Annotated in this window: 15 protein-coding genes and 2 pseudogenes; 5 read left to right on the forward strand and 12 right to left on the reverse strand. The window is 58.2% G+C overall.

Translation table 11 applies throughout. The features are described from left to right. Positions 1 to 867: 867 nt before the first annotated feature. The 3 genes from QA635_RS34250 to QA635_RS34260 form a co-directional block, all read right to left on the reverse strand. The gene (locus QA635_RS34250) at positions 868 to 1,263 is read right to left on the reverse strand and encodes a hypothetical protein (protein ID WP_283064103.1); all 396 of its coding nucleotides are present in this window, start codon (positions 1,261 to 1,263) and stop codon (positions 868 to 870) included. Positions 1,264 to 1,388: 125 nt separating this feature from the next. Then, positions 1,389 to 2,927 carry a S10 family peptidase gene (locus tag QA635_RS34255; RefSeq protein WP_283064105.1) on the reverse strand — a complete coding sequence of 513 codons (1,539 nt, stop codon included), beginning with the start codon at positions 2,925 to 2,927 and terminating at the stop codon, positions 1,389 to 1,391. Positions 2,928 to 3,482: 555 nt separating this feature from the next. After that, positions 3,483 to 5,198, reverse strand: a complete 1,716-nt coding sequence (locus tag QA635_RS34260; protein WP_283064106.1) for an ABC transporter ATP-binding protein — start codon at positions 5,196 to 5,198, stop codon at positions 3,483 to 3,485. A 488-nt stretch (positions 5,199 to 5,686) separates the two neighbouring features. Here QA635_RS34260 and QA635_RS34265 point away from each other — a divergent pair, with 488 nt between their 5' ends. Beyond that, positions 5,687 to 7,273, forward strand: a complete 1,587-nt coding sequence (locus tag QA635_RS34265; protein ID WP_283064107.1) for an asparagine synthase-related protein — start codon at positions 5,687 to 5,689, stop codon at positions 7,271 to 7,273. Positions 7,274 to 7,993: 720 nt separating this feature from the next. Here the strand turns inward: QA635_RS34265 and QA635_RS34270 are convergent. From QA635_RS34270 to QA635_RS34295, 6 genes are all read right to left on the reverse strand, one after another. Beyond that, positions 7,994 to 8,200 carry a hypothetical protein gene (locus QA635_RS34270; protein ID WP_283064108.1) on the reverse strand — a complete coding sequence of 69 codons (207 nt, stop codon included), beginning with the start codon at positions 8,198 to 8,200 and terminating at the stop codon, positions 7,994 to 7,996. 1,272 nt (positions 8,201 to 9,472) lie between these two features. Beyond that, the gene (locus QA635_RS34275) at positions 9,473 to 10,048 is read right to left on the reverse strand and encodes a hypothetical protein (protein ID WP_283064109.1); all 576 of its coding nucleotides are present in this window, start codon (positions 10,046 to 10,048) and stop codon (positions 9,473 to 9,475) included. Between the two features lie 1,122 nt (positions 10,049 to 11,170). Beyond that, entirely contained in the window at positions 11,171 to 13,444 is a 2,274-nt protein-coding gene (locus QA635_RS34280) for a hypothetical protein (RefSeq protein ID WP_283064110.1), read from the reverse strand. Between the two features lie 647 nt (positions 13,445 to 14,091). Then, complete coding sequence (locus tag QA635_RS34285) at positions 14,092 to 14,481, reverse strand: hypothetical protein (protein ID WP_283071984.1); 390 nt, start codon at positions 14,479 to 14,481, stop codon at positions 14,092 to 14,094. A gap of 231 nt (positions 14,482 to 14,712) precedes the next feature. Further along, positions 14,713 to 15,954, reverse strand: coding sequence for a cytochrome P450 (locus tag QA635_RS34290; RefSeq protein WP_283071986.1), 1,242 nt, complete (start codon positions 15,952 to 15,954; stop codon positions 14,713 to 14,715). 431 nt (positions 15,955 to 16,385) lie between these two features. Further along, complete coding sequence (locus QA635_RS34295) at positions 16,386 to 16,697, reverse strand: hypothetical protein (RefSeq protein WP_283064111.1); 312 nt, start codon at positions 16,695 to 16,697, stop codon at positions 16,386 to 16,388. Positions 16,698 to 17,250: 553 nt separating this feature from the next. On the opposite strand from QA635_RS34295, the gene QA635_RS34300 reads away from it, so the two are divergent. Beyond that, positions 17,251 to 17,871, forward strand: coding sequence for an SPASM domain-containing protein (locus QA635_RS34300; RefSeq protein WP_283064112.1), 621 nt, complete (start codon positions 17,251 to 17,253; stop codon positions 17,869 to 17,871). A gap of 136 nt (positions 17,872 to 18,007) precedes the next feature. On the opposite strand, the gene QA635_RS34305 is transcribed toward QA635_RS34300, so the two are convergent. Beyond that, positions 18,008 to 18,454, reverse strand: a complete 447-nt coding sequence (locus QA635_RS34305) for an FAD-dependent oxidoreductase (protein ID WP_283064113.1) — start codon at positions 18,452 to 18,454, stop codon at positions 18,008 to 18,010. Between QA635_RS34305 and QA635_RS34310 the strand changes: the two are divergent. Continuing rightward, positions 18,437 to 19,392: pseudogene (locus QA635_RS34310) on the forward strand (IS481 family transposase). The gene QA635_RS34305 and the pseudogene QA635_RS34310 sit on opposite strands and share 18 nt — an antisense overlap. Here QA635_RS34310 and QA635_RS34315 read toward each other — a convergent pair. Next, positions 19,390 to 20,307 (reverse strand): annotated as a pseudogene (locus QA635_RS34315) (NAD(P)/FAD-dependent oxidoreductase); the annotation flags it as partial. The pseudogenes QA635_RS34310 and QA635_RS34315 sit on opposite strands and share 3 nt — an antisense overlap. 149 nt (positions 20,308 to 20,456) lie before the next feature. Further along, positions 20,457 to 21,146: a methyltransferase gene (locus QA635_RS34320; RefSeq protein WP_283064114.1), complete on the reverse strand. Its 690-nt coding sequence runs from the start codon at positions 21,144 to 21,146 to the stop codon at positions 20,457 to 20,459. An 822-nt stretch (positions 21,147 to 21,968) separates the two neighbouring features. Between QA635_RS34320 and QA635_RS34325 the strand changes: the two genes are divergently transcribed. Both QA635_RS34325 and QA635_RS34330 read left to right on the forward strand, forming a co-directional pair. Further along, the gene (locus QA635_RS34325; RefSeq protein WP_283064115.1) at positions 21,969 to 23,003 is read left to right on the forward strand and encodes a hypothetical protein; all 1,035 of its coding nucleotides are present in this window, start codon (positions 21,969 to 21,971) and stop codon (positions 23,001 to 23,003) included. Further along, positions 22,943 to 24,142 carry a hypothetical protein gene (locus tag QA635_RS34330; RefSeq protein WP_283064116.1) on the forward strand — a complete coding sequence of 400 codons (1,200 nt, stop codon included), beginning with the start codon at positions 22,943 to 22,945 and terminating at the stop codon, positions 24,140 to 24,142. The genes QA635_RS34325 and QA635_RS34330 overlap by 61 nt, the downstream gene beginning before the upstream one ends. Positions 24,143 to 24,673: the final 531 nt, after the last annotated feature.

Raw genomic sequence — 24,673 nt, forward strand, 5'->3', positions numbered from 1 at the left:
GGGACAAGAAAGCGCGGCCTACTGAAAACTCTCCCGCGAAGGACCTGGAGGCCCGGCCAGCCAATGAAGAAGAAAACTGAATGGCACAAAACATCTAAGCTCTGCACCGAGACCGCTCCCGAAAAGACAGGACTTCACAGCTGCTATCGCCGCAATGCTTACGACACTCGCTTGACTGCGCGGACGAGTTCGCATTCCCATACAGCAGGATTCGCCAGGACGCCTGAAGGCAGTGACGAGCCGTAAAATCCGCATTGGCCGCATCTGCGAACGCGCGGGCACTTGAGCTGAGCAGATATCAATGGCGACGCCTAGTAGGTGTGATTCACGACACGGTGCCGCCCTGGTGCAAGAAAGTGCTGTGCAAAACGGTTCTCATCTCGCCCTGGAGCGATGCTGGGTGAATGGACGCCAGATCGAGAATTTTCTTCATGGCTCGAATCCTCGCGACGCGGAGGCGTTGAAGCCAGCTTGCACCGCATCTGACAAGCCAATAAGGCAGCCGCCTGAACCGGGCCATTTCGCATTGCTCGCACAGCAGCCGCATTTTCTTCAAGGAAGGCATTTGCCGAGAATATCGATCTGGGTGTCTTCCAAAAACCTGCAGGGACAGAAGTGCGCCTCATGTCCAATCCTGCTTGGAACTAGCTCGCAGGCCGTGTCCGCCCGAGTCCCGGCCCCGGGGGGATCCCGTTAGCCATCCCGTCGCTTGACGGCGCCAAAACAAAACCCCGGGCCCGAACTTTTCCGCGAGCGCGATGGTCAATTTGTCCAATTGGCTCACGACGAACCCAGCGACGACTGGCCATAGCGATCAGTTGAAAGGCCGATCGAGCTGACGATCGGCGCCATCAAGTAGGATCGGCGTCACTGTCCACGAAAAATAGCCAGCCCGAACCAGAACGGTCCGATGATGAGTGGAACGAGGCCGATATGGGGGAAATCCGCGCCCAGCTCGAAATGATAGCTGCCGAAGTGAAAGCCCAAGGCTTTCCATCGGTGAGCGCAATCGTGCTGCACGAAGCAAACAGGATTGAGGCTCGGCGCGGACCATAGGCAAGAGCGGCGGATCAGCGCGCAGGCGATGAAGATTGCCGCGAACGCTTGCGCGAGCGGATTTGCATTCCAGGAAAAACCGATTGCGGCTGCGAGAATGCTGGCGATAGAAGCCCAAAGTGCAATCTCCTGCCAAGTCCAGAGCCCGTTGTCCGAAATACCGTCTCGTCTCGTTGTGTTTGCCCCATCGTAAGTGACGGCGCACACGACGAATCGTAGCCGGCGTCTCGCGCCTCGAAGCGAGGCGCTAGGACTTCTTCTGCACTCGCTGAGAGAATGTGACTACGCGCGCCGGAACACGAGCTTGCTTGTGATCAAGTTCGTCGCCGGCACTACTTCATCATCGCTTCGACCTCTGTACGAAACGCTTGACGCGAATTGTCCCGCGAATAGAACATGTGGCCGCCGGGAAAAACGACAAGTTTGACGCGCGGAGCCGAGGCAAATGGCGGCAATTGATCGAGCAGGATTTGTGATTCGAAATACGGCGTGACGAGGTCAAACAGGCCGTGCCCGACCAGCAATTTCATGCTCCGATCCGTTGCCAGGATTTGGCGTAGCTCCGAGAGCGACTCGGGAGGGCTGCGGCCGAAGTCCCAAGCCTGGACGACGGCGCCGTTGGATAGCTCATAGGAGCCGTCGGGCCGCCAGTTAAGCTTGCGAGTCAGGAGATCGACAGTGGCGCTGGTCAGAGGCGCCAGCAGTGTATCGCTCGAGGGATCCCCGGAAAGGTGAAGATCCGACTCCGGATATGGATCTAGGCCATGCACCGAGGCGTCATAATTGCCGATTAGCTTGCCGTTCTTACGATTGAATTCACGGCGGAATTCGGCTAGGTCGAAGCGGCCCGCGAGCCGGCGACTGACCGCTTGGTCGATGCCGGTCAGCGCCGCAGCCTTATCGGCCAGACGCATGGTTGCTTCCTTGTCCGCCTGGCCCTTGATGAGGTCGACCAGATACTCCCCGCGTGCATAAGCTTCCACGTCGGCGAGATCGGCTCGCTTTACCGGACCTTCTGCTTCACGCAGGGTAGCGACATAGCTCGGCAGTCTTGCGACGTACTGCAGCAGGCTCGTGTGGGCAAACTGGCTGGAGTCGAATCTTGGCGAGACCATGATCAGCCCCTTGACACCTATGCCCTGCCGCATCTGCAACTGGTGCACAACCTTTGGCCCGCGAATGCCCCCATAGCTTTCACCCACAATGTATTTCGGCGACAACAGCCGGTCATGCTTTTCGAGCCAACGGCGGACCACCAACGCGAGTGAGTTGACGTCGCCCTCAACGGAGAAGAACCGCTTGCGCACGTCATCGCTGGTCCCCACGAAACGGCTGTAGCCGGTGCCGACGGGGTCGAGAAACACCAGATCGGTGAAATCGAGCCAGGTTTCCGCGTTTGGCCTCGCCTCCGGAAATGTCGATGGCGTGACCTCGTCAGCATTGATCGGCAGCCGCCACGGTCCCGCATTGCCGAGCTGCAGCCAGGCCGATGATGAGCCCGGTCCGCCGTTGAAAAAGAACGTTACCGGGCGTGTGCCGCGATCGGTGCCGTCGAGCTGATAGGAGGTATAAACGATGTCTGCCTGCGGCTCGCCCTTGTCGTCGAACAGGCGGATGGAGCCGGCGGTCGCGACGAAAGCAAGCGTTCGTCCAGGGAGCTCAAGCGTGTGCCTGGTGCTGGAGTCCGGCGGCAGACGATGCGGCTCAGCAACAGATGGCATACTCGGCGTTTGGCCGGCGCCACTCTTTAGGCCGGACGGCGTCGTGACCTGGGCGGGCCGCGATGGATCGTCGGCTTGCGCACTGCCCATTACCCCGCAGGCAAACAGAATCAGTGCGAGAGAAGTACGGTACAGTGCGATCAGCTGCATCGGGTTTTCCTGGTCTGGCGCGCGCCTTGGTCCGCGAGACGTGCCGTCAAACGGCCTTACCAGTAGCTCATGCCGAGGAACTACAAACCCACTAGATCCAGTAGTCGCGCCACCGTGCCGCGAGTTGGAATGGGATTTCCTCGTCCGGAAGCTGGCCAGCCTAACAGCATCCGCGGTCCATTGAAGTCGATCTCTTTCCACTTTTGCTAATCCCTCATTTTCCCTCTTGAGCGGCTTTTCAAACGAGCGTTGGGTAATATTGGGTCAGATGCATCACTCGGCTGACTCAGATCGAATTGAGCTCGACTGGACCAGCTGTTCGGCTGTTACCTGTTCCAGGCCGGGTGTCGCGGCGTTTGAATCGCAAGTCGGCTGACATGAGCCTTGGCAGGAATTCCCGAGACGACGTGACGACTCGAACGTCCCGTTCTGTCCAGCTTTGGCCAGCAGATTCGCCGGCCGGCTGTTGGCAATGGCTTGGTTCGTCTAACTTGCAGACATTCCGCAACCGGCATTCTTAGACCGGCAGAGGCGCGGGCTGAGCATCCGCCTTGCCTATGTCTGACAACCGCAGGGGGTCAGATCGACCACGACGTCGGTTGTAGAGATGACGCCTCTGCGATGCGTAATCGCCAGCACGGTCACATCTTCCGCTAGGCTGCGAATATGTTCCATGATGTCCCGCTCGGTTCGCTCGTCAAGGGCCGAGCTGGCCTCGTCGAGAAGAAGGATCGCGGGCTCGCCATAGAGCGCACGGGCAATAGCCATACGCTGGCGCTCCCCGCCTGAAAGCTTCAAACCGCGTTCTCCAACAGTTGTTTCAAATCCGTCCGGCTGCGTCTCGATGAAAGAAAGAATAGCGGCTTTTTCCGACGCGGCACGAAGGCGCACCTCATCGCGGGGCCGTCCTAGCAGAATGTTGTCGGCCAGCGACTCGTTGAGCAACATCACGTCCTGCGGCACGACAGCAACTGCAGTATACCAATCCGTGCGATCGATATCCGTTATATCGGTTCCATCGACCAGAATACGGCCGCAGTCTGGCTCGATTGATTTCAGGACGAGCCTAAAGATTGTCGACTTCCCCGATCCTGATTCGCCGATAAGAAAGGTAATCCCGCCGCGTCCAGCCGAAAACGAGACGTTCGCAACGCCACGACCGTTTTCGTAGGCATAACCAATGCCCTCGAAAGACAGCTGGCCAGCAGAGGGTGCGAAATCATGAGCATGGGACGTTCGCCGCTCTTCTGGTGCGCCCCACAGTCTGGCGAGAGGGATGAGGTCGGCGTGCGACCGCGACGCGTCAGAGATCGCGCGCGCGACCATCTCGAAAGGCATACTGAGTTGGAGTATAAGCGTGTTGAATAGCACAATGTCGCCGATCGTGACCACGCCGGCCTGGTAGTCAGGAACTAGAAGGAGAAGAGTGACGGCGAATTGTAGCGCGACGGCTAAGCCGAGCACGGCGATGTAGGGCAGTCGTTGAAGCACGTAGGCTCGCAAGTTATCGCGCACCTCGCACGCTTTCATAGTAAAGCGCTGGCTCATCCAGGCATGACTGCCAAAATGGCGCAACGTGTCCATGGCGTTCGTGACGTTACCGACGAAACGCGCATTCTCCTGTCCGGCGTCGGCGGCCCGGTCCAGAAATACGCGCGCCCGACGCGTCGAACTCCATGTCAATGTGATCGCGGCAGCCCCATAAGCGACGACGATTGCAGCGATCTCAATATTGACCAGTGCACCTAGAGTAGCAATCGTAAGCAGAAGCTGCGCTGCAGCAGGGAGGAAGATCGTAGTGCCAAGCTGGACCATCGTGATCAACGCGCTGCGCCCGCGCGCGGCCGCACTCTGTATCTCCACGGGATTATGCTCAAGAAAAAAGGCTGCGGTTTTTCTCAGGATTCGATCGAAAAAGCGAGTTGCAGCGATGAAGCCAAGGTTCTCTGCTGTCATAAAGGAAAGATACTGCAGCATACTCTGAAATGCGGACGCAATTCCAAGCAGGACCGCATAGCCAGCGAATCCCCAGCCGAGCACCGACGCGCCTTCACTCCGCGGCAGACGATCAATCAGAGACGAAAATACATAGGGGGCTGCAACGCTGCTCGCGCTTGAGATCAGCACCACCGTGGCAACGACGAGAAGCAGGCACCGATCGGACCGCCAGTACGCATGCAAGATTTCAGAAATCGGCGACAACGCTGTGTACTTTGACATATCTGTGACGAGTCGAGGGAACGGCGCTTTGCTTTGCGCAGAGGGCGGCATGGCCTTGCTCGCACGAACTAGATTTGAAACGAACTCGCGTAAAGATACTCGATGCGTGCTCACCGGAATTTGCTATCGTTTACCGCCAGTGGGCTTCAAATGAGCTCCGTCCAGCGCTGTCATCTAACCCCGCCAGTCTTGGTAGGTTGTCGCCCGGCTTCCCACATGAAATACTTCATTTGCGGCCGACACGCTGCCACGCCACGCTATCCAGCTCCTTACTGAAGCATAGGATGTCGAGATGACGAGAAGCCCGATCCGTAAGGAATACGACATGAAGAGTGCAACTGCAGACACGCGCAAACGGCCCGAGTCTGATGCAACTGACCTTCCTCTACCGGTTCTGCCGCCCCCCACCATTAAGACGCCAAAGGGACCTCTGCCTAACGATAGCGCCACGGAGGGCTGGCTTTAAGATTGATTGTATCATTCTTCACTCTCTGTTGCCGCCCCTCACACGAGGGGAGCTTGAGTTTGCATCGAGAACAATGCTCAAGGCTACTCTGAGAATAGGTGATCTGGAAACCTTCGATCCTGCCGTCAGAGACTGCTCAATAGCGATTGGTGAAAGCTACATCCGGCCATTCCAGCATAAGAGCCTTGAAAGCTTTTTGCTAAAGAACTCTGACCAATGGTTCTTCGTCATACGGGAGCGTCAACGAGTAGCAGACGAGTTCGGCACACACCCCATCGCCACAGCTAACGCTGCTGCGGATCAGCTTCGTCAGCACTACCAACAATGCATGCACTGGCCGCTCGACTTTGTCGTGATCGAGGCCGCCCGCCGAGGTCCCCGCTTGCGGGTACGAGCTGGCCATATCGGCAGCCTGCCGATCTACTTCCACGTGGAGGAACGCACTCGTACGGTTACGCTCTCTTGGGATTTCGTCGATTTTTTGAGTACATCGCGAGCGCTTGATAGAGAGATTATGGCTCATCATTTGTCGATGAGAACGTTTTACTCTGCGCGGCAGCCCTGCGTCGGGGTTAACTTACTGACTGCCGGCGCAACCTTGTACGTCGACAGGTCGGAAACTTTTTTTGAGTACGGTTCATTAAATCCGTTCACTGATGAGCTCTCTGGGCGGGAGCAGGGCAATGGCCTCCTTGAGTTTGCGGATACTTTGCAGGAAGTTGTTCTTTCGCGGCCAACGGGCATTTGTGCAAGCGCTGTGGTGCTGAGCGGAGGTATGGATTCCGCTTCGGTCGCGATTGCTGTTGGCAAGAGCGTGAAAACCCTAAGATGTGGCGGCATACTGTTGGGCGACGGGAGTAGCCCCAGGCAGTCTGATCGGCGAGCGCGCATTTTGAGCGCACTGAATTGCCGCGATCACTCCCTTGAAATGCATACCCACATGCCGGCGATTGATCTGAATCTTGTCCCAGAACAACGCCTGCCACTCACTTCAGAGTATTACCTTGAGGCGTTTGAGGCACTCTGGGACAGGTTTCGCGCGGACGGCTGCGAAATCATCTGGTCCGGCATCGGCGGCGACGAGCTTTGCGCTTGTTCCACCATCGAAGAGGAGGCCCCCAGATCTTCGTCTTCACGTCACCTTAAGATCGCCGTCGAACTTGCAGAAGGCCTGTTGACAAAGCGCGCGCTCGACGCCGCTCATTCATCTTTCCTGTTTAGCGCGCCGCTTAGCGCGACTGTGTCCACATTTCTGCTCGCAAGCCTTTGTCATGCTCGTCCACTCGCAAAGCGAGGACTTTGGCCCGTTCGCCCGCTAGGCGATCCGAGATTGATTAATACTGCAGCGAGGCTTCCACTTGCACTTCGCGCCGGCAAGGAAATACTCCGCTCTTACCTGCGCAATCGGCTGGGCTGCGATGTGTTTCCGCCCGGTTATGTAAAGGAGACGTTCGCGCTTGTGTTACCAAAGGCGATTGCGGCTCGTGCAGACACGATTTCATCGCAGCTTTCCTCTTGCGCCCTGGCCGACTTCGGCTTGGTTTCGCGAGAGTCCGTTATGGCGCTCTTGAATAGGGTGTTAACAACGCACGAGTTTTCTGCAACGAGCGCCTTGGTTCGCTTCCTGTGGGCGGAACGCTTCGTTCGGCAACTTTGTTGAGAGCGCCACCATCAACAACCACCCGTCAGAACAGCTGCCACATCAGAGAACGGTTGGAATTGGACGTTCTCGCCCATCGGCACGATGGAACGAGACAGTGTCGGCGTGCATCGGCGGGGCTCTTGGCAGAGACCGCGACGCTGGACGCTTCCGCTTACCTCTGTCGTTGCATGCAGTTTTAGCGACTTTTTCCGTTAGGTAGATTCGTCCTTTGGAGGCGGGTCGGCCGCGAACGGAGGCGCCGTCTGGCGCGCACTCTGTCACGCATCTCGGCAAGCCATATGGATATGGATAGGACTCTTCGGCTTCCACTTACCGTTAGATCACCAGCAGACCTCTACCGGCGAGCGCATTTGAATGGGTTTCGTCGGACCTATGACTACTTGCGGTTGACGGACCTGCGATGCCCCGCGCGCGGTCGCTGGGCCTGTCCATATCGAGAGTCGAGGCCTCGATTGAATCAACGATTGCAATCGCTTTAAATTCTTGTCCCGCGCTCGGATGATAACGTGCAGCTCCGCGGTGTGCTTTGCATGATCCTTGATGGCCAAGCTGTGCTGGAAGATCCGTTCCACGCGCTCATGCTTCAGCGGTGGAACTGGAACGGCTTCAGAGACTAGTCGAAAATCTCTTTACGCGAGAGGACGCGGCCGCTGTTCCCACGAGCGGCCGCGCTGCGAGGCCTCGATTCTCATTTTCTGCCTGGTTTGTATCCCGTGGTCAGTGCTGTACGCACGCCGGATCGGTCAAACAAAAGAACAGATCGCAGATACCATTCAACGGGTCGTCCGCGCATTGAGGATATGACGTATCGGCCACCTGCACCTTGGTGGCGACGGGCTGAGCGGCGGCCTCAGCAACACAGGCCGGCACCGCCGCCGTTGCAAGCGCGATGGCGCTCGCAGTCACAAACAGCAATTTTTTCATTCCAGAGTCGCTCCTTAGATCGGCCCCAAGCCGCCCTCACGGATATATGACGGCACCACAGGTGGTAAAATTGATTTTCTCGATCAGGCCTATCTACGGGATGGATGAGTTCGGACATCTGCGCGGGCTCGGTTATAAGCCGCTCGGACAAGCCGTTTATGGTCGGCTTCTCGCCGGCCTCGAAGCGGTCCGCATTGATCGGAGCAATCGGACAACGCGATGACTGCATCGTCCCGGCCCGATGACTTGCACTCCTTTGACTTGCACTCCTTTGACTTGCACTCCTTGGAGACCGGACGTCTGCCCGAGCGGTCAGTCATATTCGGAATGAGTGCACAAGCGAACTCATCATGACGGATGCGACGACTGCGGCGATCGCTGAAATTCCAATCGTTTGTTCGGCTATGCTACAGGCTACACCGCAAGGCTTCGACCCGTTCAAGTATGGCGGCATGCTGCCAATGAAGCGGGAGTGCGTTCCTAGCTAGAACTTTCCACCGAGGGCGACATGGTTGTTGCGCGCGCGGCCGACTTCGCCGCGCCTCGTGGCGTACCGGCTGCAGCCATCAGCGGACTTCCTCGAAGCTCCCGATCGCGGCTGCCCCCTACAAGAACCACACGGTACTCACTGCCAACGAGAAGAACCATGGTCCAAACAGATTATCACCATGCCGATAGCTTTTGCGAAAGTAGAACCACCAAATGACCATTCAGGGATATGCCGCGTTAGCATCCAGGACCGGCATCTCACCCGCCAGTTCGACACCCTAACGGCGACCAGCGCGACCGCGATCTACAGCGAGAAGATCAGCTGTGTTCGCGCCGATCGGTCGCAAGTCACACAGTTGATGATCGCAGCCTCCAACCCGACGTGGTGCTGGTGACAAAGCTGAACCGGCTCAGCACTCGCGAGCTGATGGCTTGATCGAACGCATAGGCAGAGCTTGTGCTGCATTCCGCTCGCTCGGCGATAGCGCTCTTCACTCGCACGTCGCCTAGAGAGCGAGGCGGTTGCGGCTGCCATGCCGTCGGCGGATGGCAATGTCGAAAGCTTGTCGAGATGATGCTCGACGCCGGCTTCGCAAAACGACGCAGCTTATCGCAACCGCGCGGTGACCGGGCATCCCGTTGCCTGCCAGTGGGTCCAACGATGCGTACCCACTGGCGGCGCGAACAATTCACTGCAGCGCGATGAATTGCCTGTGTCGGTAACAACAACCGAAGCGATCGCGGGGCTCCAGGCCGGCGCGATCGGTCACAGTCGGGGGCGTCTCATACCCGCGTAAGCTTAACGAACCCACCTTCGGCCAACTCGGCTTGATAAGCCCTTCCGTTAAGCTGGATTGTTGTGGGGGTGTTTGCGGTCGGCATGAAACCTTCTTCGCGCAACTTGTCCATGAGGGCAGGTGTGGCCCATTGCTGTGCTAGCGGCGTTCCGAAGCGCCGGTTCTCCGTGAAGAAGGCCCCGAAGTCCGGTATCCCCGCCCGGCCTGCCCCAACCACTTGGTCCCCCGCAGGGTTATGAACAAGACGAACGCGATTGGACCCATCCAAACCGGCCGTGTAGCGGTGACCTTGGATTTCATAGGTCATCGTCGGCTGGTCCGCATCCGGCAAGAGACCACGGTGGAACAGCCTCTCGACCATTGAGTCAGGGGCGATTTGCGAACCGTGGGAAAATCTTTGGGGAGCGGCGAATGAGACATCTACCGCTTCTTCAGGCTCGGCAGATGATGATGGCCCGGCTTCATTCATGACCCGACTGAACAAATCATGGTCTTCCTGTGTCCAGACGTGCGCCGTTGGTGATCCTGGTGAGCGGGCATTATCGATCGGATTGGGATCCATTCAGCTCTCCTATCTGTTATGAGAACAAAGGCCTCTTGAAGACTCTCGGCGGCGAGTGAAGCTGAAGTTCATCACGAATTCAGACATGTGCGGCTTCGTCATCGAGAGGCCAGTTTCGAATGCTAAAAGAGCTGGCTTTCGAGAAGCTGACGAAAGTCGAAGAACGGAGATAAGACCGCGGCCGCGTCTGCCACGTCTGATGCGACCATCTCCGAGCCAAGTCCCATTCCGCTTGATTTTCGCAGTCGGTGCGCGCGTCCGAGTGGTACATCGCGTTCCACTTGGTGGGGGCTTTTCGGAGGTCTAGGCGATGCGGGCAGACGCCGGGCACAGTCTTGCACCGCATATGTGCATCTGGATCTCAGCCCGCGACTAGTCGTTCTGCCTTACACTTCGAGCCTACGCTCGGCTCGGGTTGCCAACCAGTATGAGCGGGATAGCCCGGCCAGCGCGACAACGAGGCGCGGCCTACGAGAGAATCCGGCAAGCGAGAAATGAACTGTTCACCCGATTGTGGGTGCGGAACGAACAGGTCCCAGCACCTTCTGGGGGCCATGGAGGCCGATGCTGGGACCGTCGTGGCCATATCCGAGGATAGAAAACGGACAGGCAGCCTTATTGTGCATCGTCAATTTGATTCGTCAAATCGGCCCAAGGTGCGTCTCGCGGGATGCCGATCACCGGAAATCGCTCGAGATTCGCCGGCTTCAGCCAGCCGAACCACAACTCAGCGCAGCGGTCCCCCTATGCGAGCGGAATGGACATGCTCGCATACTTGCACCAATGTTGGCGCGAATCCTGATCGAGCTTAAGCAGGATGAGGTGCGCCCGCGGTAGTCGCAGGAGCGAGCGACATCTGGCGCTCCGCCTGCTGCCTTCAGTGGTGCACAGTTTCTCGCCCAGCGGCCGACCTCGCCGCAATCGACCGAATTTCCTCATCGCGGAAGACGCGCTCGCCTTCTGCAGTGGACGAAGATCGTGGTCTCCTCATCAGGGCTCCATCCTCACCCGAGTCGAAGTCTCGGACGTCCTGGAGCGGATCAGCGGCCAGCATAGAATCCGGAATCGGAGGCATTATTGATGGTGTCAGCGCAAGCGGCACCCTATCGCGAGATACGCGCGCTACATCCCGTGTCGAGCGAGCTGCATCGCGCCGAACTCCGCCTCGAGACGGGGATACCATGACTGGCCGTCAACTGTGCTCAACAAGGACTTGCAGAACGCCGGCGTAAGCTTGCCGCGGTGGATCACGACGTCTTCGTGGCCCATTGCAGCTCGAGCATTCTGCCAGAGGCGATTGTAGCCGCGTTGTTCATTGGATTTCACGTGGCAAGCGGCGAATTCGGCGTCGTCCAATGCCGCCAGCTGCCACGCATAGCCCGGCCGCTTCGTATGAATATGCACCCACATCGGACTTGGCATTGCACCATTGCCCAGTGCCTTTGGCTGCAACTTGATCTCGAACAGCGTCCCAGGCTCGCCCTTCAACGCGCGCGGTGGCTCCAGGGGAGCTAATTCCTTGGCCGCCTGCAAGCGTTCAAGGTACTGCTGCGAGGGGAAGGCATAGGTCTTCATGCAATCTATCTTGATCATGGCCTTTCGCGCCTTCAAAGCGTTTGCCTGCCCCTGCACCTCGGACAACATTGCCTTGAGGCGGACGATTTTGTCGTGCACTTCGGGCACTTGCACAGGCGTGAGTAGGCCGCGTCGACGAGGCTCCTGCAGCGCGGCTACACAGGCCTCGATTTCGGCGGCCTGGTTCTGCAGGCGCTCGACGACGGTGTGCACGACGTGATCGGCATCTTCAGGTTTCATGTGGCGCGCTTGCGAGATGGCCCTTTGCTGACCGGCCAGATCGAATTGCAACAGTTCGTCCAACCGCTGGAGCAGTCGTGTCAGTGCCTCTTTCGATGGCGGGGCCCGCCACATCGCCAAGTGTTCCGTCGCCGACGATGACGCCCTCGCATGTGCCTCCTCTGCAGTCGCGAGTTTCTTGGTGCCCAGATCCGAAAGCACGATAACCTTGGCTGCTGGCGCCGTGTCGGCGCCGGGCCCAGAGGGCTGCAGCTCCGGCCGCCCGACGGCCGAACTGCCCGCGCCAGCGGCCGGCCTGCGCTTACCTTTCCCCTTCCTGCGCGCCGCTGTGCCTTCGGCCACCGCAGCTCTGCCGGTTGTGTTGACAGGCAACGCAGCTCCAGCCTCGGTTAAAGGTGCAATGATGGCGGGCATCTTCGGCTGTAGTGCCAGGAGGCCCATGATCTCATGGGCAGTGACCCACGCGGCTTCCTCGATCTGATCCAACAGTTCCAGCGGCAGGTTCCCACCTGCTCCGACATTCCTTAGCTCGGCAACCATGTCGTGCAAAGCCGACGCAAATTCCGATAGCCGCTCCATGACCCCTTCCAGAACGGTGCAGTGCTCTGCGTCGAGGACCCGTCCTTTGCTGTTTAGAACAGCATCGCCCGTCGAGAGAAATGCCGGAACGACATCCTCGATGAAGGTTCCGAGTAGACGCGCCCGACCGTTCTCACCCAAGAGGATTTGCCTGACGGCTGGCTCGAACGTGCTCGCCTGCGATTCAATCATGACCCGCGCGAGAGCGACCTGCGATTGCAGATGCATGTTCTTGGTAAACAGCGCCCAGCCGGTGTGCAGCCGTACTGCAGCCTGTTCGGCCTGCCGCATCTCGGCCGTTGTGCTTGGCAAGTTGGCAGTGGCCGCGCAGATGGACTGCATCCGCTCCGAGCGCAGTGCCTTCTTTCCCCACCACTCCACGCAAGCCAAATAGTGTTTCGCCACACTGGACGCCGCTCGGATCAGCTGCTCTGGTGGAGCGTTGGATTGGCGGATCCTCTCAAGCACCTTGCCCGCATTCTTCCTGCTCCCCTCCAGTGCGTAGGTCGTCGGGGTGCCCAGCGCATTGCATTGGTCCGCTGCCTCGAGTGTCTCGTCACGAAGTCGATGAGCCTGATCGTCAGACAGAATGCTGCGCGCTACATGTGAGGGCAGGTTCGCGTAGTAGTCCAGAACTGCTGAGCCTGCCTTGACGAACCGATCGATCAGTTCTTGCTCCTCTGGCGAATTCTGGGCGTTCACGGCCGCATTGCGGCAAGTATCAAGTTCCACAAGCAGGCTGTTCATTTTTCGCATCGCTGGCTCGATCCCCTCACCTCCAGAGGAAATGGGGACTGTCACACCCGAACCGGACGGCTGGCTCGTGAGCACCGCCGTTTCATCTTCAGGCGCGGAGCGCATGCGCTCCACGACGACGTCAAAAACTTGGCTGCCTTCCGCAGGGATGACACCGCTCTCCGAGCGCGAACTGCTCGATCCCGACGTGCTGTCGGCTCCTGCAGCCCCAATGTGCGGTTCGCCAGGTAGGCCTATGCCCGTCATATTCCATCTCCGATACAATCAACAATGCGCAGCCTAGCTGGATAGACCGCCTGGCTGACGACTGGCTGACGAAGGGCGCTCTTCGGATGCACAAGAGAATCCGAGTCGCCCGAGTTCCGATTCCATGGAAGCTGCTGTGGCGCTGGAGACGACGATGCAGCGAAGAACGCGACGCCGCAGGATAGTTAGTGCTGTGCGGGGCCGCAGCCTGGCGTTGCCTCGTCGTGAGAGCCATGTGCGCTGCCAGCTGCGCAGAATGGCCCTGACGGCGATCCATAAGAACTCGGCCGATGCCGGCGGCTTTGTCTATGGAACAGCCTTGCCAAGGGCCATCCCGAATCCTGAAGAGCCGTCACAAGCATGCCCGCATCGTCGAACGGACTGGAGAATGATGGTGAAAGAAAGTACCGCCGGATGTCGATCTGCGGACCTTCGGCAGCCGCAAGCGTCCTGTTTGCGGGCAGGAGATGCTGGTCTTCGATCGAAACGTTCACGGATCCAACGATGCGCAAATCCCGGCTGTGTGTGGACAATTCGTCAAAGCAACATCTTCTTCTTGCATTCAAATTGAGCAGAACCGACGTTGCGCAACTCCAAAATGGGATCCCGCCGAAGACGCCGTCCATCCAAGCGCACTTAGAATACGCTCATAAAAATATCGCAGCGAGCGTGCCCAGCGCACCGAGCGCCAACCCGATCAGCGAGCCTGCCGTCGGCACATCTCGAAACAGGAGCAGGGTTAGAATCGGCTCAACCACTAAAATTGCTCCCACCGATATCGCGATAATGATCCAGATGTTCTCGAGATACATGTAGCCCAGTGCATATCCGAAAACGAGCAGGATGCCGCCGAAGGATATCAGCAGACACATCGGCAGGAGCGTTGCCAGATCCCCGCCGGCCTTTCCAAACTGCTTTGAGGCAATCAACTCTGCGATGATCGAAAGCGCCTCTCCAAGGAAAATCGCCCCTACCGCTACAGTCTTCAATGTTGAGCTCATCGCCGGACGTATCGAAAACGCTAGGTCAAAGGTCACTTCCAATATTGGCATCCATCTGGGCTGCCTTTGACAGCTCGCAAAGACCTCGGCCGGGCATCCCGTTCATCCCCCTCGCAGGCACTCTATGCCTGCTGAATGCTGCCCAGTTCCCGAGATGAACATTCCTTCACGCCGATCAACCGCTTTTGCGGACTATGTAGCGACGAGAGAGGTCAAAGAGGAAGACCAAACCGCACTGCTGGCGGTGCCAAGCCGGAGCATCACGACCTACACTGGAATCCGCACAGGAAGAGCGGAATAACCGTGCACAAAATTCGACGCAATTCGCTCCGGTTCGCCGACAACCTTGACTTTCAGTCGCGCTTTCAAGATTTCTTCCCAGAGGATTTTCAGCTGTAGCTCCGCAAGATGTCGACCAACGCAGCGATGGATCCCGAATCCGAATGAAAGATGCTGCCGCACGTTCTTGCGATCGATGACGAAGCTGTCGGCGTCCTCGATGACCTCATCATCGCGGTTTCCAGAGATGTACCACATGACGACCTTGTCGCCCTTCCTGATTTGTTTCCCACCGACGATGACATCGGCCGTGGCGTTGCGGCGCATATGTGCGATGGGCGTTTGATATCGAATAATCTCGGACACGGCGCTCGAGACCAGTTCGGGATTATCGCGGAGCTTTCGCAGCTCGGAGGGGTGCTGGTTCATGAACAGGAGGCCGCCGGTAATCGAATTGCGCGTGGTGTCATTCCCACCGACGATCAGCAGAATTAGATTGCCGAGAAACTCACTCGGCTCCATGTGTCGAGTTGCAGGCGAGTGTGCCATCATGGAAATCAGGTCGAGACGCGGCTTGGCATTGATGCGCTCGTTCCAAAGCCGCGCGAAACACGCCAAGCACTCGGACAAGATCGCACTTCGCTTGTCCCAGCTATCGATCGGCTGGCCAATTCTCGGCATTGCAACAGCTACGTCCGACCAATAGGTCAAGAGACGCCGATCCTCAAAAGGAAAGTCGAATAGCGTGGCAAGCATTTGCGTCGTCAACTCGATGGAGACCCTATCCACCCAATTGAAGTCATCGTTGCGCGGCAAGCCGTCCAGAATCGTCCTGACGCGACGACGGATCAAGCTTTCGAGCTTGGTCAGGTTTTCCGGCGCGACTATCGGACTTACAGTATCACGCTGCTCGCGATGCTTAGGCGGCCCCATCTTGATGAAACTCTGCGTCCAGTGCTTGTCAGGCACGTCGACAATAGTGACGCCTTGCTCCGACGAGAATGTCTTGTGATCAGTATCCACCTCTACGATATCGCGGTATTTCGTTACGGACCAATATGGACCATAGGGACTATCTTGGCAGTAGTGAACGGGATCTTCCCTTCGCAGCCGCTCGAAGTAACCCCATATGCTATCATCTTGAAAGCGCTTGCCTTCGCTTACATCTAGATTGCTCAGCGGGATCTTACCCGCGCCGTCGGTTCTGTAGTCTGCAGATTGTGTCTTCATAATCGCCTCCGCAGATTTTGCTCTCTTGAGAGCTTGCGGATCCACAGGTCGCGATCCATCGTTTCGAGCTGCCGTGACGTTTTGCTGCGAGCGGATCGTCGCCTCCAACAGAATATCCCAAAGCGCGGGCAGTCACCCCTACCAGTTCCGGCAGGTAAAGATCGCATTGACTTTTCAACTCGATCTGCCCCAGTGGATCGATGAGAACGATCCGCCACAGGCATCGCCCAATGCCGGCTAGATCGCTGCTCGAGCCACCAGACAGTGCAATATGAGGGTAGCCTCCCACTTCTTTAAGATGCCAGATGCGACGTCTTCGGCTCCTCACGGCCCCACCTCGGCCGCTGGGATCGTGCGGCGACCACGAGCCGCGCTGGTCGTCGGGCGAAATCAGTTAGCGCGCTGCTCCGCCGAGAAAGGCCATTTGGTCCTCAACATGGCAATAAGCGTGCTTCATCCATCATCCTGACCAGCAACTTGCCATCTAACCGGAACAGGAAACGTTCGCGGACGATCGCCGCCAAGAGCTTGCGATGCTCGACCGCTTGTCCATCGCATTCATGGTGCCCGAACAGTTCGCGAGCGTAATCGCTTCGCGACAAATAGAAAGATGGTCCAGAACCTGCGTTGCCATCGGGAGGCTTGGGATGTCCCGTTTGTGCGGATTCGGCGCTGGTTCCGCATCGATACGGCTGCGGAAGCATCTCCGCAGCCCCTTCTAGCGAGGACACCGAGCCCAGCATCTGGCGTACGCCAACTCGGAACGAAGATGTTAATGACAGCCAATGGTGCTACGCAGCGGCCAACGCATAGAGAGCCGGGTTGGCACGCCAGGCCTATCCGACCTTCGGTAGCGCATGGTCGAGCCCGGCGCATTGTTAGCAATGAGACAGGAGTTTGGTCTAGTCATTTCGCCAACGGGCATATCCTGTATTTGCAATCCGTGAGGAGCAAAGCAAGCGGCTCCTCATCGAACGCTGCGCTCCTTCTCCAGCAGTTTCGTGGCTCCGGCGCCTGAAAGGACCAGACAGAATGACAGCATATCCCATGGTGTTACAAAACTTACGCGCTGCCAGTCCTGGTCGCCGGGTATTGGAGATAACGACGACCGCAGGATGCATCGTCCGGTGTACTTATTGCCCCCAAGACAAGTTCGCCGACCGGCAAAGACCTGTGTCTCAAGCGAAGTACCTAGGTCTTCAGGATTTCGAGCGGTGTCTTGCACGCGTGCCGAGGGCTACCGACATCAGTTTTGCCGGCTACTCGGAGCCTTGGCTCCATCCGAAGTGCACCAGGATGGTTGAGCATGCTTACACACGTGGGCATGACATCCGAATTTTCACAACCCTCGTCGGAATGAACGGGAGTGACCTGCGGCGCTTGCAAATGCTGCAGTTCAGAGCTTTCATCGTCCACGTTCCTGATGATGGCACTTATATGAACAGCCGGCTCGTCGGAAAGTCCTATCTCAATGTCATGCGCCGACTCGTCGAGGCGAACATTCCCTCGATTCGATTCGTTGTCCTTGGCAAAGTCCATCCCGACCTCGCCGACATCATTCCCGCAAAAGCGCTGGAGCGCTTGCGTCCGTTGAGTAGCAGGCGAGGACGTCTAGAGTCGAATATCATCAAACCGCGACAGCCGGTCGTCGGACCTTTGACGTGTATTGGCAAACAACAACATCGGAATATCCTTCTCCCAAACGGCGACGTTACTCTGTGCGGGATGGATTTTGAGCGGCGTCATGTCCTGGGCAATCTTTTGCGCGACGAATACGCATATCTCTTCGAAAGCCCAATTTTTCACGAAATCGCCGATCGCATGAACGGAATGGATGGCTTTCTGCTCTGCAGGATGTGCGAGTTTGCTCACCCGCAGACGTCGGGATGTTACATGGATGCCGACCAACAGACGTGACGGCCGGCCTGCACGAGTGTGGATGTCAAGACTCTCTCTGAGGAACGCGACCGAAGCCAATTCGCTCGTCACGTGCCGGGAATTGCCAAACCGATGGAAACCCGCCGGATCCGATATGCGATTGACACGAGGCAGATCAGAGCCGCGCTTCAGTGAGGTGAACCAGTTGAGAGCCGGCTCTGTAGGGGGCCTCACGGGCGGCACGAAACCGCCGATATTCAACCGGCGCAGCTGGAAGCGGTAGATCCTCTTCCGCAAGGCGGCCGAGAACGTAGGACGCCAACACGCGGCCGAGGACGGTCCCAGGTGCAATCCCGCGCCCGTTGTAACCGCCGAAGGACACGAGGTTACGGTCGAGCTTGTGAAAGCGCGGCAGGTGGTCGGAAGTCATCCCGATCATTCCGAACCAGCCGGCTTCGAACTCGACGTCGTCGAGTTGCGGAAACAGCCTACGGAGCGACCTGACCGCCCAGGCTCGGTGAACCAAGGCGCCGATACCCTCTAGGTGTCTGGTCCCGGAGTGTGGGGGAATCAGCCAAACTGGTCCTTCATTCCGGGAGGACCTATGGGCCAGATACTCCATGGCAGCGCCACGACCACGCACGCGATCCGAGCGGCAATACAGCGATCGAAGGCTCCGCTCAAAGAGCTAGCCGCCCAGCACGGGCTCAACCAAAAGACCGGTCGCCAAGTGGCGTAAGCGCACCTTTGTCCACGATGCGCCGATGGGGCCAAAGACCGTGCGCTCGACCGTGCTTTCTGCCGAGGAAGAGGCGATGGTTGTCGCCTTCCGCAAGCACACGCTCCTGCCTTTGGATGACTGTCTCTATGCGCTGCAGGCGACGATCCCGCATCTCACGCGCTCGTCCTTGCACCGCTGCCTGCAACGCCACGGGATCAGCCGCTTACCCGGGATCGCCGGCGAGGCAACCCTTCAAGCGCTACGCCATTGGCTACTTCCACATCGATATCGCTGAGGTCCGCACCGCGGAAGGCAAACTCTATCTCTTCGTGGCGGTGGACCGGACCGCCAAATACGCCTTCGCCCGGCTGGTGAAGAAGGCCACGGGTGCAGCAGCCAGGGCCTTCCTCGAAGAACTGGTGGGGGCCGTCCCTTTCCGGATCCACACTGTACTGACCGACAACGGTATCCAGTTCGCCGACCTGCCCAAGAATCGTGATGGCGCCACTGCAAGCTGGCGCGGCCATCCCTTCGACCGCGCCTGCCTGGGACACGGCATCGAGCATCGCCTGACCAAGCCCAATCATCCCTGGACTAACGGTCAGGTCGAGAGAATGAACCGCACGCTCAAGGAGGCAACCGTCCGGCGATACCACTACGAGACCCACGAGCAATTGGAAGATCACCTCGCTGCCTTCCTTGATGCTTACAACTTCGCCAGACGCCTTAAGACCCTGCGTGGTCTCACGCCCTATGAAGCTATCTGCAAAGCATGGGCCGACGAACCAAACCGCTTCAGGATCGATCCCATCCACTTGACCTCGGGACTGAACACCTAGAGCGCCAATGCTGCCAAACACCAGACGGCCGGACTGGTCGAAGCGAAACGAGGAAAGGACCTCGTGGGTGTCCCATGCTCCTTGGCGTTCGGGCAAGATTGAGGTCCTGAGACGATCTGGTAAGGGCCGCGTTGCCAAATTGAAGTAAGGTAGACGGATCTGCTCTCGCTGAACCCGCAACCAAGGTCTTTTGCCGTAGGCGTCGGTAGCGACGATTACCCACTTAGCACATACAGATCCCATTGCCGTGCTGACCCTCCAACGCAACCCCATGTCGCGGACTGTGAGGACCTCCGTCTGCGCGAATATCCTCGCGCCCGCTGCAAGCGCAACGCGCGCCAAGCCGCGCGCATAGGCCAGTGGCTGTATTGTAGCGGCGCGCGTGTCGAGCAGCGCGCCGGTATAGTTGCCACCGCCAATCTTTCTGCGCGTTTCCTTCGCATCAAGCACCACGACCGGAGCGCCGCGTTTCTGCCACTGTTCGGCACGAATCTGGATTTCCTCCAAGCCCCTGCGGCCGACCGCGCAATGCAGGGTCCCCGCGCGCTCAACTTCACAGTCGATCCCATGTGTCTCGATCAGTTCAAAAACCTCTTGCGGTCCGCCACCTAGTAATTCGATGAGCCGCTCTCCAAACGGAGGGCCGAGGGTGTCTGAGAGCGTGTCGGGCACGACCCACATGCCCGCATTGACGAGCCCGACGTTGCGCCCGGAACCACCGAATCCAATTTCGGATGCCTCCAGCAGGATGACGCGCGCGCCGCCCTCCGCGAGGTGGATAGCCGTAGAGAGTCCAGTATATCCACCGCCGATCACAACGACATCGGCTTGCAAATCGCCCACGAGAGGGCCGGTATACGGCGGTGCTGGCGCAGTCAGCTCCCATAAGCCGTGCGACTTGCGATTGCCCTGCATCCGACGAACTCGTTCTGCAACGCATCAAGCATCGGCCGGCGGTCTTCGTTATCGAACTCCCGCCCCGAACACGACCAGGCCTGAACCGGCACACTTTAACAGTTTGACTAGCAGCAGCGCTTGGCGGGATCGAGGAAGCGGAAGAGGCTTCACCGAACCGTTAGCTCCCAGATGATCCGGATATGCCCCCCATGAATCGATGGTCGGAAAATATGCATATTTCTAACACGCAGGTTACTGTTATCGATCAAGTTCAGGACGCGCCCAATATCGCCTTGATCAGAAAAGACGACATACATTAGGCCGTTGGCGTTGAGCCAATTATGCGCTCCCCCGAGAGCTGAGGCCATGGCGCTGTGATCTTCATCAAAGCAAGAGCGCTCCAAATCGTCTCTTGCTTTTCGGTTCCAGTATGGGGCGGCAAACAGAATAAGGTCGAACTTTTCTTCAGGCTGCAGCGCAGAATAGATGTCACTGAGCCGCGCTTCTGCCTGCTTTGAATGACCTAACCGCTCGATGTTTAACTTTGTGGTGAGAACGGCTTGCGGATTGATATCGAGAGCCACCAGGTGTTCTGCCCCGGCGCGAAGTGCCGCCAGCCCCAGGACGCCTGATCCGCACCCCAGATCCAATACTGTTGCTCCAGATTGGATGTGCCACTTCGATATCAAGGCGTCGGGAGCGTGACTTAGGCGTGGCGACAGAACGCCGGGGAGAATGTGCAAGAGCATACCGCACACTTCCACGTCGTGCGGGTGCTCGCATGACCGCAGATCCGCGATCATAGCGTCTACATCGGTCGTTTGGCGCCGCGCCGATATGGCTTGGGGGGCAGTCATCCAACTCTCCAGTTCGCTAGCCCGCGCTTTGCCTCATCGTCCTGCCATCCAATCGAAGGAACGCCCTATTGAGCAAGTGCGGCAGCTGTTATACGCGCGGTGCACTGTACAGGGCCTACTGGTTTAAAGAAGTTTCGGGCAGGTTTGTCCCAACGTGTCTGAATGCGCTTTGCGCCTTCGCCGACTATCGTTGTCTCTCAATAAGCAACGGCCGTGCCATTGGCTTCAAAGCGCCCGGCTTCTGATTTTCCTTGCAGAACGACCGCCGGCAGCTCTGATGTTCTGCCGCCCCGACGATTGTCAGCGGCGGTGTCGGACTCCGAACACGTATGACCGAGTTGGTGTACGAATGGCTTCTATCCCGGCGAGTTTCAGGGCAGTCGAATTTCGACGGTCTTTTAGAACTCACGTTTCGATGAAAGCGCGTCAGGAAGGACAAGACTCAGCTCAATTAACGATTTTGATGCCGCCCAAATGACGATCTAGCGGATCTAAAGGAGCGCTACTTCGCACTGCGCTGGTCTCGGATCATCGAAACTCGCCGAATGGCATACCCGTCGTCGCGATCATAGCGCGGATCGCCTCAATCGAGAGCTGACGGACCACGATCATCAATGGAGCGGCACACCCCTCTTGCAGCTCAAATTTCAACCGTCCCCCTCTTTTGTTACGAACTTTCTTTGGGCCCCCGCCCGCTGCAGCGCCTCCGCGCAGTCATGTGCAGGACCTCGTGCATTCTACCTGACGGAAGGCCACGTCAGGTTTTGGAAAGCTGACATTGGTAGCAAAGGAACCAGAGAGCTATGCTGGCAGACGAGAATCATGGACCGATTGAATACTATCAACCAAGCTGATCATGATTCGGCTGCATCCAATACGGCCGCGGAACAACCGCAACAGCCGCAAGCGGAGTTTGAGCAACAGCTGCTAGAGGCGCCAAGGGCCGGCCCGATATATCCCCACAGAGAGCTTTATGATGTTACTGAGGAGGACGATCGCCTCATCCAGGCAGCGTCCGGTGCTGCTCTCGAGCGAGGGCCACCGCCTAGTTCTGTCACCATCAGTATTTATGATCGTCGGCTTCGCAATTTGGCTGAGGAGCTGAAGCGGTCGGGCAAATCAATGGCTAGCCTGGATGACGATAAGTTACTCAGTTACGCCAGCAAGCTGCTGCCAAACGACAAGATCATCGCCCCAGCATTGTCAATGGTCAGTCGGTACCGCGAGCCTGACGCAGACGCTCTCCCCCTCAGAACACATTATCGTCCTTCCAGGGAAGATGAGCGTCTCATCAGGGAGGCTGCCGAGGCACGTTTTGGTCGACAGATCGGCGAGAAAAGGGCCGGGGGCTATGCGAGCGGGCTGCGGAAGTTAGCTGTAGCGCTCCGCCCGTCGTCCATTGCCAAGCTCAGTGATGACAAACTGCTCGGCCACGCATACCGTTTGTTTCGAAATGACAAGAGGCTCATCTCCGCCTTGAACGCTCTGCGCGACTATCGCGCGATCGTCGGGCGGGGTAATTTGGGCGCAGAAGGAGGCAGCTCGCGCCAGGTCATTCAACCGCCCGCTCCTTTGCCCATGCGGCCGGTCGATGAACAGCGCTTGGGAAGCGCTGCGGATCGCGACGCCTCACTACCGGCTGATGGTTTCAATACTCTGCAGGTTTGGCACGTGCCGGGTTTAGCCCTTCATTCTGCGATACGTAGTGTGGCCCAGGATGCGCCTTTCGATACCGCGGAGGAGAGCGGCGAGCTTCCAGCTCCTGGCTTCGATGCACCAGTGCTTTCGCAGCAAATGTGTTCAGCGACTTTATCGCCCGCGCCAAGTTTCACTCAGGAAGAGCTTCTCGTGCCGTGACCGGTTTGCAACGAATGCACTCAGCGACTTCATCGCCCGTGCAAAATTTCCCCCAGGAAGAGCTTTTCGATGCCGCGGATCGCGAGGGTCTGCTGGCAGCGACCTTCAATGCACCGGCGCCGTGGCCAACGATGAGTTCTAGCGTCCACTCGCCGGTACAAAGTGCCGCTCAGGAAGAACTTTTCGATGCCGTGACCTGGCAACCCAGCCCGCGGCCGCAGAATTTCGTCCCTGAAGACTATTTTAGACGGATGATGGACCAAGGTGCTGCGGCCCAGAGCACACTTGAGCGGACGTCCTTTCCAGCCAGCGACAGCTTTGATGCTTCTTTGGCCGTTCCCGAGGACTTCTCCCACGCCACCCAGCCTGCGCCGGACATGATGCGCTCCAAGCTGCGTCGATGGGGTCTGTTGCCCGATGCAGCACAGTGGGTAAAGACCTACGACATTCGCGGTGAACGCTATACGGGCGTGTTGGGACCGCGAGGGCCCAATGATGTTCAGCTCATCCATCTGCGGTCTCCCGCTGTCGGCGATACCTTCGATGTGTCGTTTGCCGTTCCCAAGGATTTTTCGCATCGCACCCAGCTGGCTCCCGACATGATGCTGTCCACGTTGGGCAAGTGGGACTTCTTGCCTGTTGCGGAACATCCGGTCATGAACTACGAGATTGGCGGCGAACGCTACACGGCCATGTTGGGACCGGGAGGACCCAACGACGTTCAACTCATTCACCACCCTCGGCCCGCTTTGCTGAGTGAAGCTACGCCTGCGGTGGGGAGGGCTTCCCCAGCTATCGACGTCGGTCTTGCGCCAGGGTTTGATGCACCGGCACCTTTCGAATGGCGCGAGGACGCTCCTTCGGCGCTGGCGCCAAACCGTCCCCTGCCGTCTACCGCACCGGCATCGGGCCATCAGCCAACCCCGCAAGTGCCTGAACGCGGGGAGTTATTCGGCGACAACTGGAGGCATGGCCCCAAAGAGGCTTCGCCCGTCGTGATCGACATGCTGCAAAACCGTGGTCTCCTGCCGAGCCAGGATGTCCCAATGACCCGTTTTTTGATCCACGGTCAGCCCTACACGGCCGAAAGCCTAGCCGGAGGCCGCGTTCTTCTCTTCCATCGGCCGCCATTTGGCTAAACGAGGGGCTCGTCGCCACGTTGGACAGCTGCCCAAGGGGCTCCCGAAGCCATGAAGATCTTTTGCTTCCAGAGATCTTAGAACTGCGTTCCAACGCTGTCAGCCAAACCCGACCTTGCCAGTCACAGCATGATCTCAAGCAGGATGTATCTATCGCGTTGTCGTCGCATTCGGCAGCACCGGCACTTTCAGCCGAGCAGATCCGAGAACCATCGGGATACAAGATGCGCACGCGCTACAAGACCATCGCTTGGCCGACGATCAAGTGCGAATCATCGCCGGCCGGTGGACTAATCGGATTGGAAAGAATGTCTACAAGGGTCGCGGACAAGGATACGAACGTACTTTGGCGACCCGGTTTTTGGTCTAATGAGCCCCTTGGCTCCAGATCATACCAGCATAGTCGGCACTGGCGATCCGCCGATCACAAAGATCCGATGAGGATCGTCCGCCCTCATATGGCGCCTTTGAGCGAACTGGCGCAACTTCGTGCAACTCGGCACGTCGGACGAAAGACGGTCAGAAACAATC

Origin of the sequence: Bradyrhizobium brasilense (assembly GCF_029714345.1) — a bacterium.
GTDB lineage: Bacteria > Pseudomonadota > Alphaproteobacteria > Rhizobiales > Xanthobacteraceae > Bradyrhizobium > Bradyrhizobium australafricanum.

What these genes read in the sequence shown, in the direction of transcription:
- QA635_RS34280 (WP_283064110.1), bottom strand. Translation starts at nt 13,444, where the DNA reads ATGACGGGCATAGGCCTACCTGGCGAACCGCACATTGGGGCTGCAGGA.
- QA635_RS34295 (WP_283064111.1), bottom strand. Translation starts at nt 16,697, where the DNA reads ATGCTGGGCTCGGTGTCCTCGCTAGAAGGGGCTGCGGAGATGCTTCCG.
- QA635_RS34270 (WP_283064108.1), bottom strand. Translation starts at nt 8,200, where the DNA reads ATGAAAAAATTGCTGTTTGTGACTGCGAGCGCCATCGCGCTTGCAACG.
- QA635_RS34305 (WP_283064113.1), bottom strand. Translation starts at nt 18,454, where the DNA reads ATGGAGTATCTGGCCCATAGGTCCTCCCGGAATGAAGGACCAGTTTGG.
- QA635_RS34300 (WP_283064112.1), top strand. Translation starts at nt 17,251, where the DNA reads ATGGTTGAGCATGCTTACACACGTGGGCATGACATCCGAATTTTCACA.
- QA635_RS34290 (WP_283071986.1), bottom strand. Translation starts at nt 15,954, where the DNA reads ATGAAGACACAATCTGCAGACTACAGAACCGACGGCGCGGGTAAGATC.
- QA635_RS34265 (WP_283064107.1), top strand. Translation starts at nt 5,687, where the DNA reads ATGCTCAAGGCTACTCTGAGAATAGGTGATCTGGAAACCTTCGATCCT.
- QA635_RS34260 (WP_283064106.1), bottom strand. Translation starts at nt 5,198, where the DNA reads ATGCCGCCCTCTGCGCAAAGCAAAGCGCCGTTCCCTCGACTCGTCACA.
- QA635_RS34275 (WP_283064109.1), bottom strand. Translation starts at nt 10,048, where the DNA reads ATGGATCCCAATCCGATCGATAATGCCCGCTCACCAGGATCACCAACG.
- QA635_RS34255 (WP_283064105.1), bottom strand. Translation starts at nt 2,927, where the DNA reads ATGCAGCTGATCGCACTGTACCGTACTTCTCTCGCACTGATTCTGTTT.
- QA635_RS34320 (WP_283064114.1), bottom strand. Translation starts at nt 21,146, where the DNA reads ATGACTGCCCCCCAAGCCATATCGGCGCGGCGCCAAACGACCGATGTA.
- QA635_RS34325 (WP_283064115.1), top strand. Translation starts at nt 21,969, where the DNA reads ATGGACCGATTGAATACTATCAACCAAGCTGATCATGATTCGGCTGCA.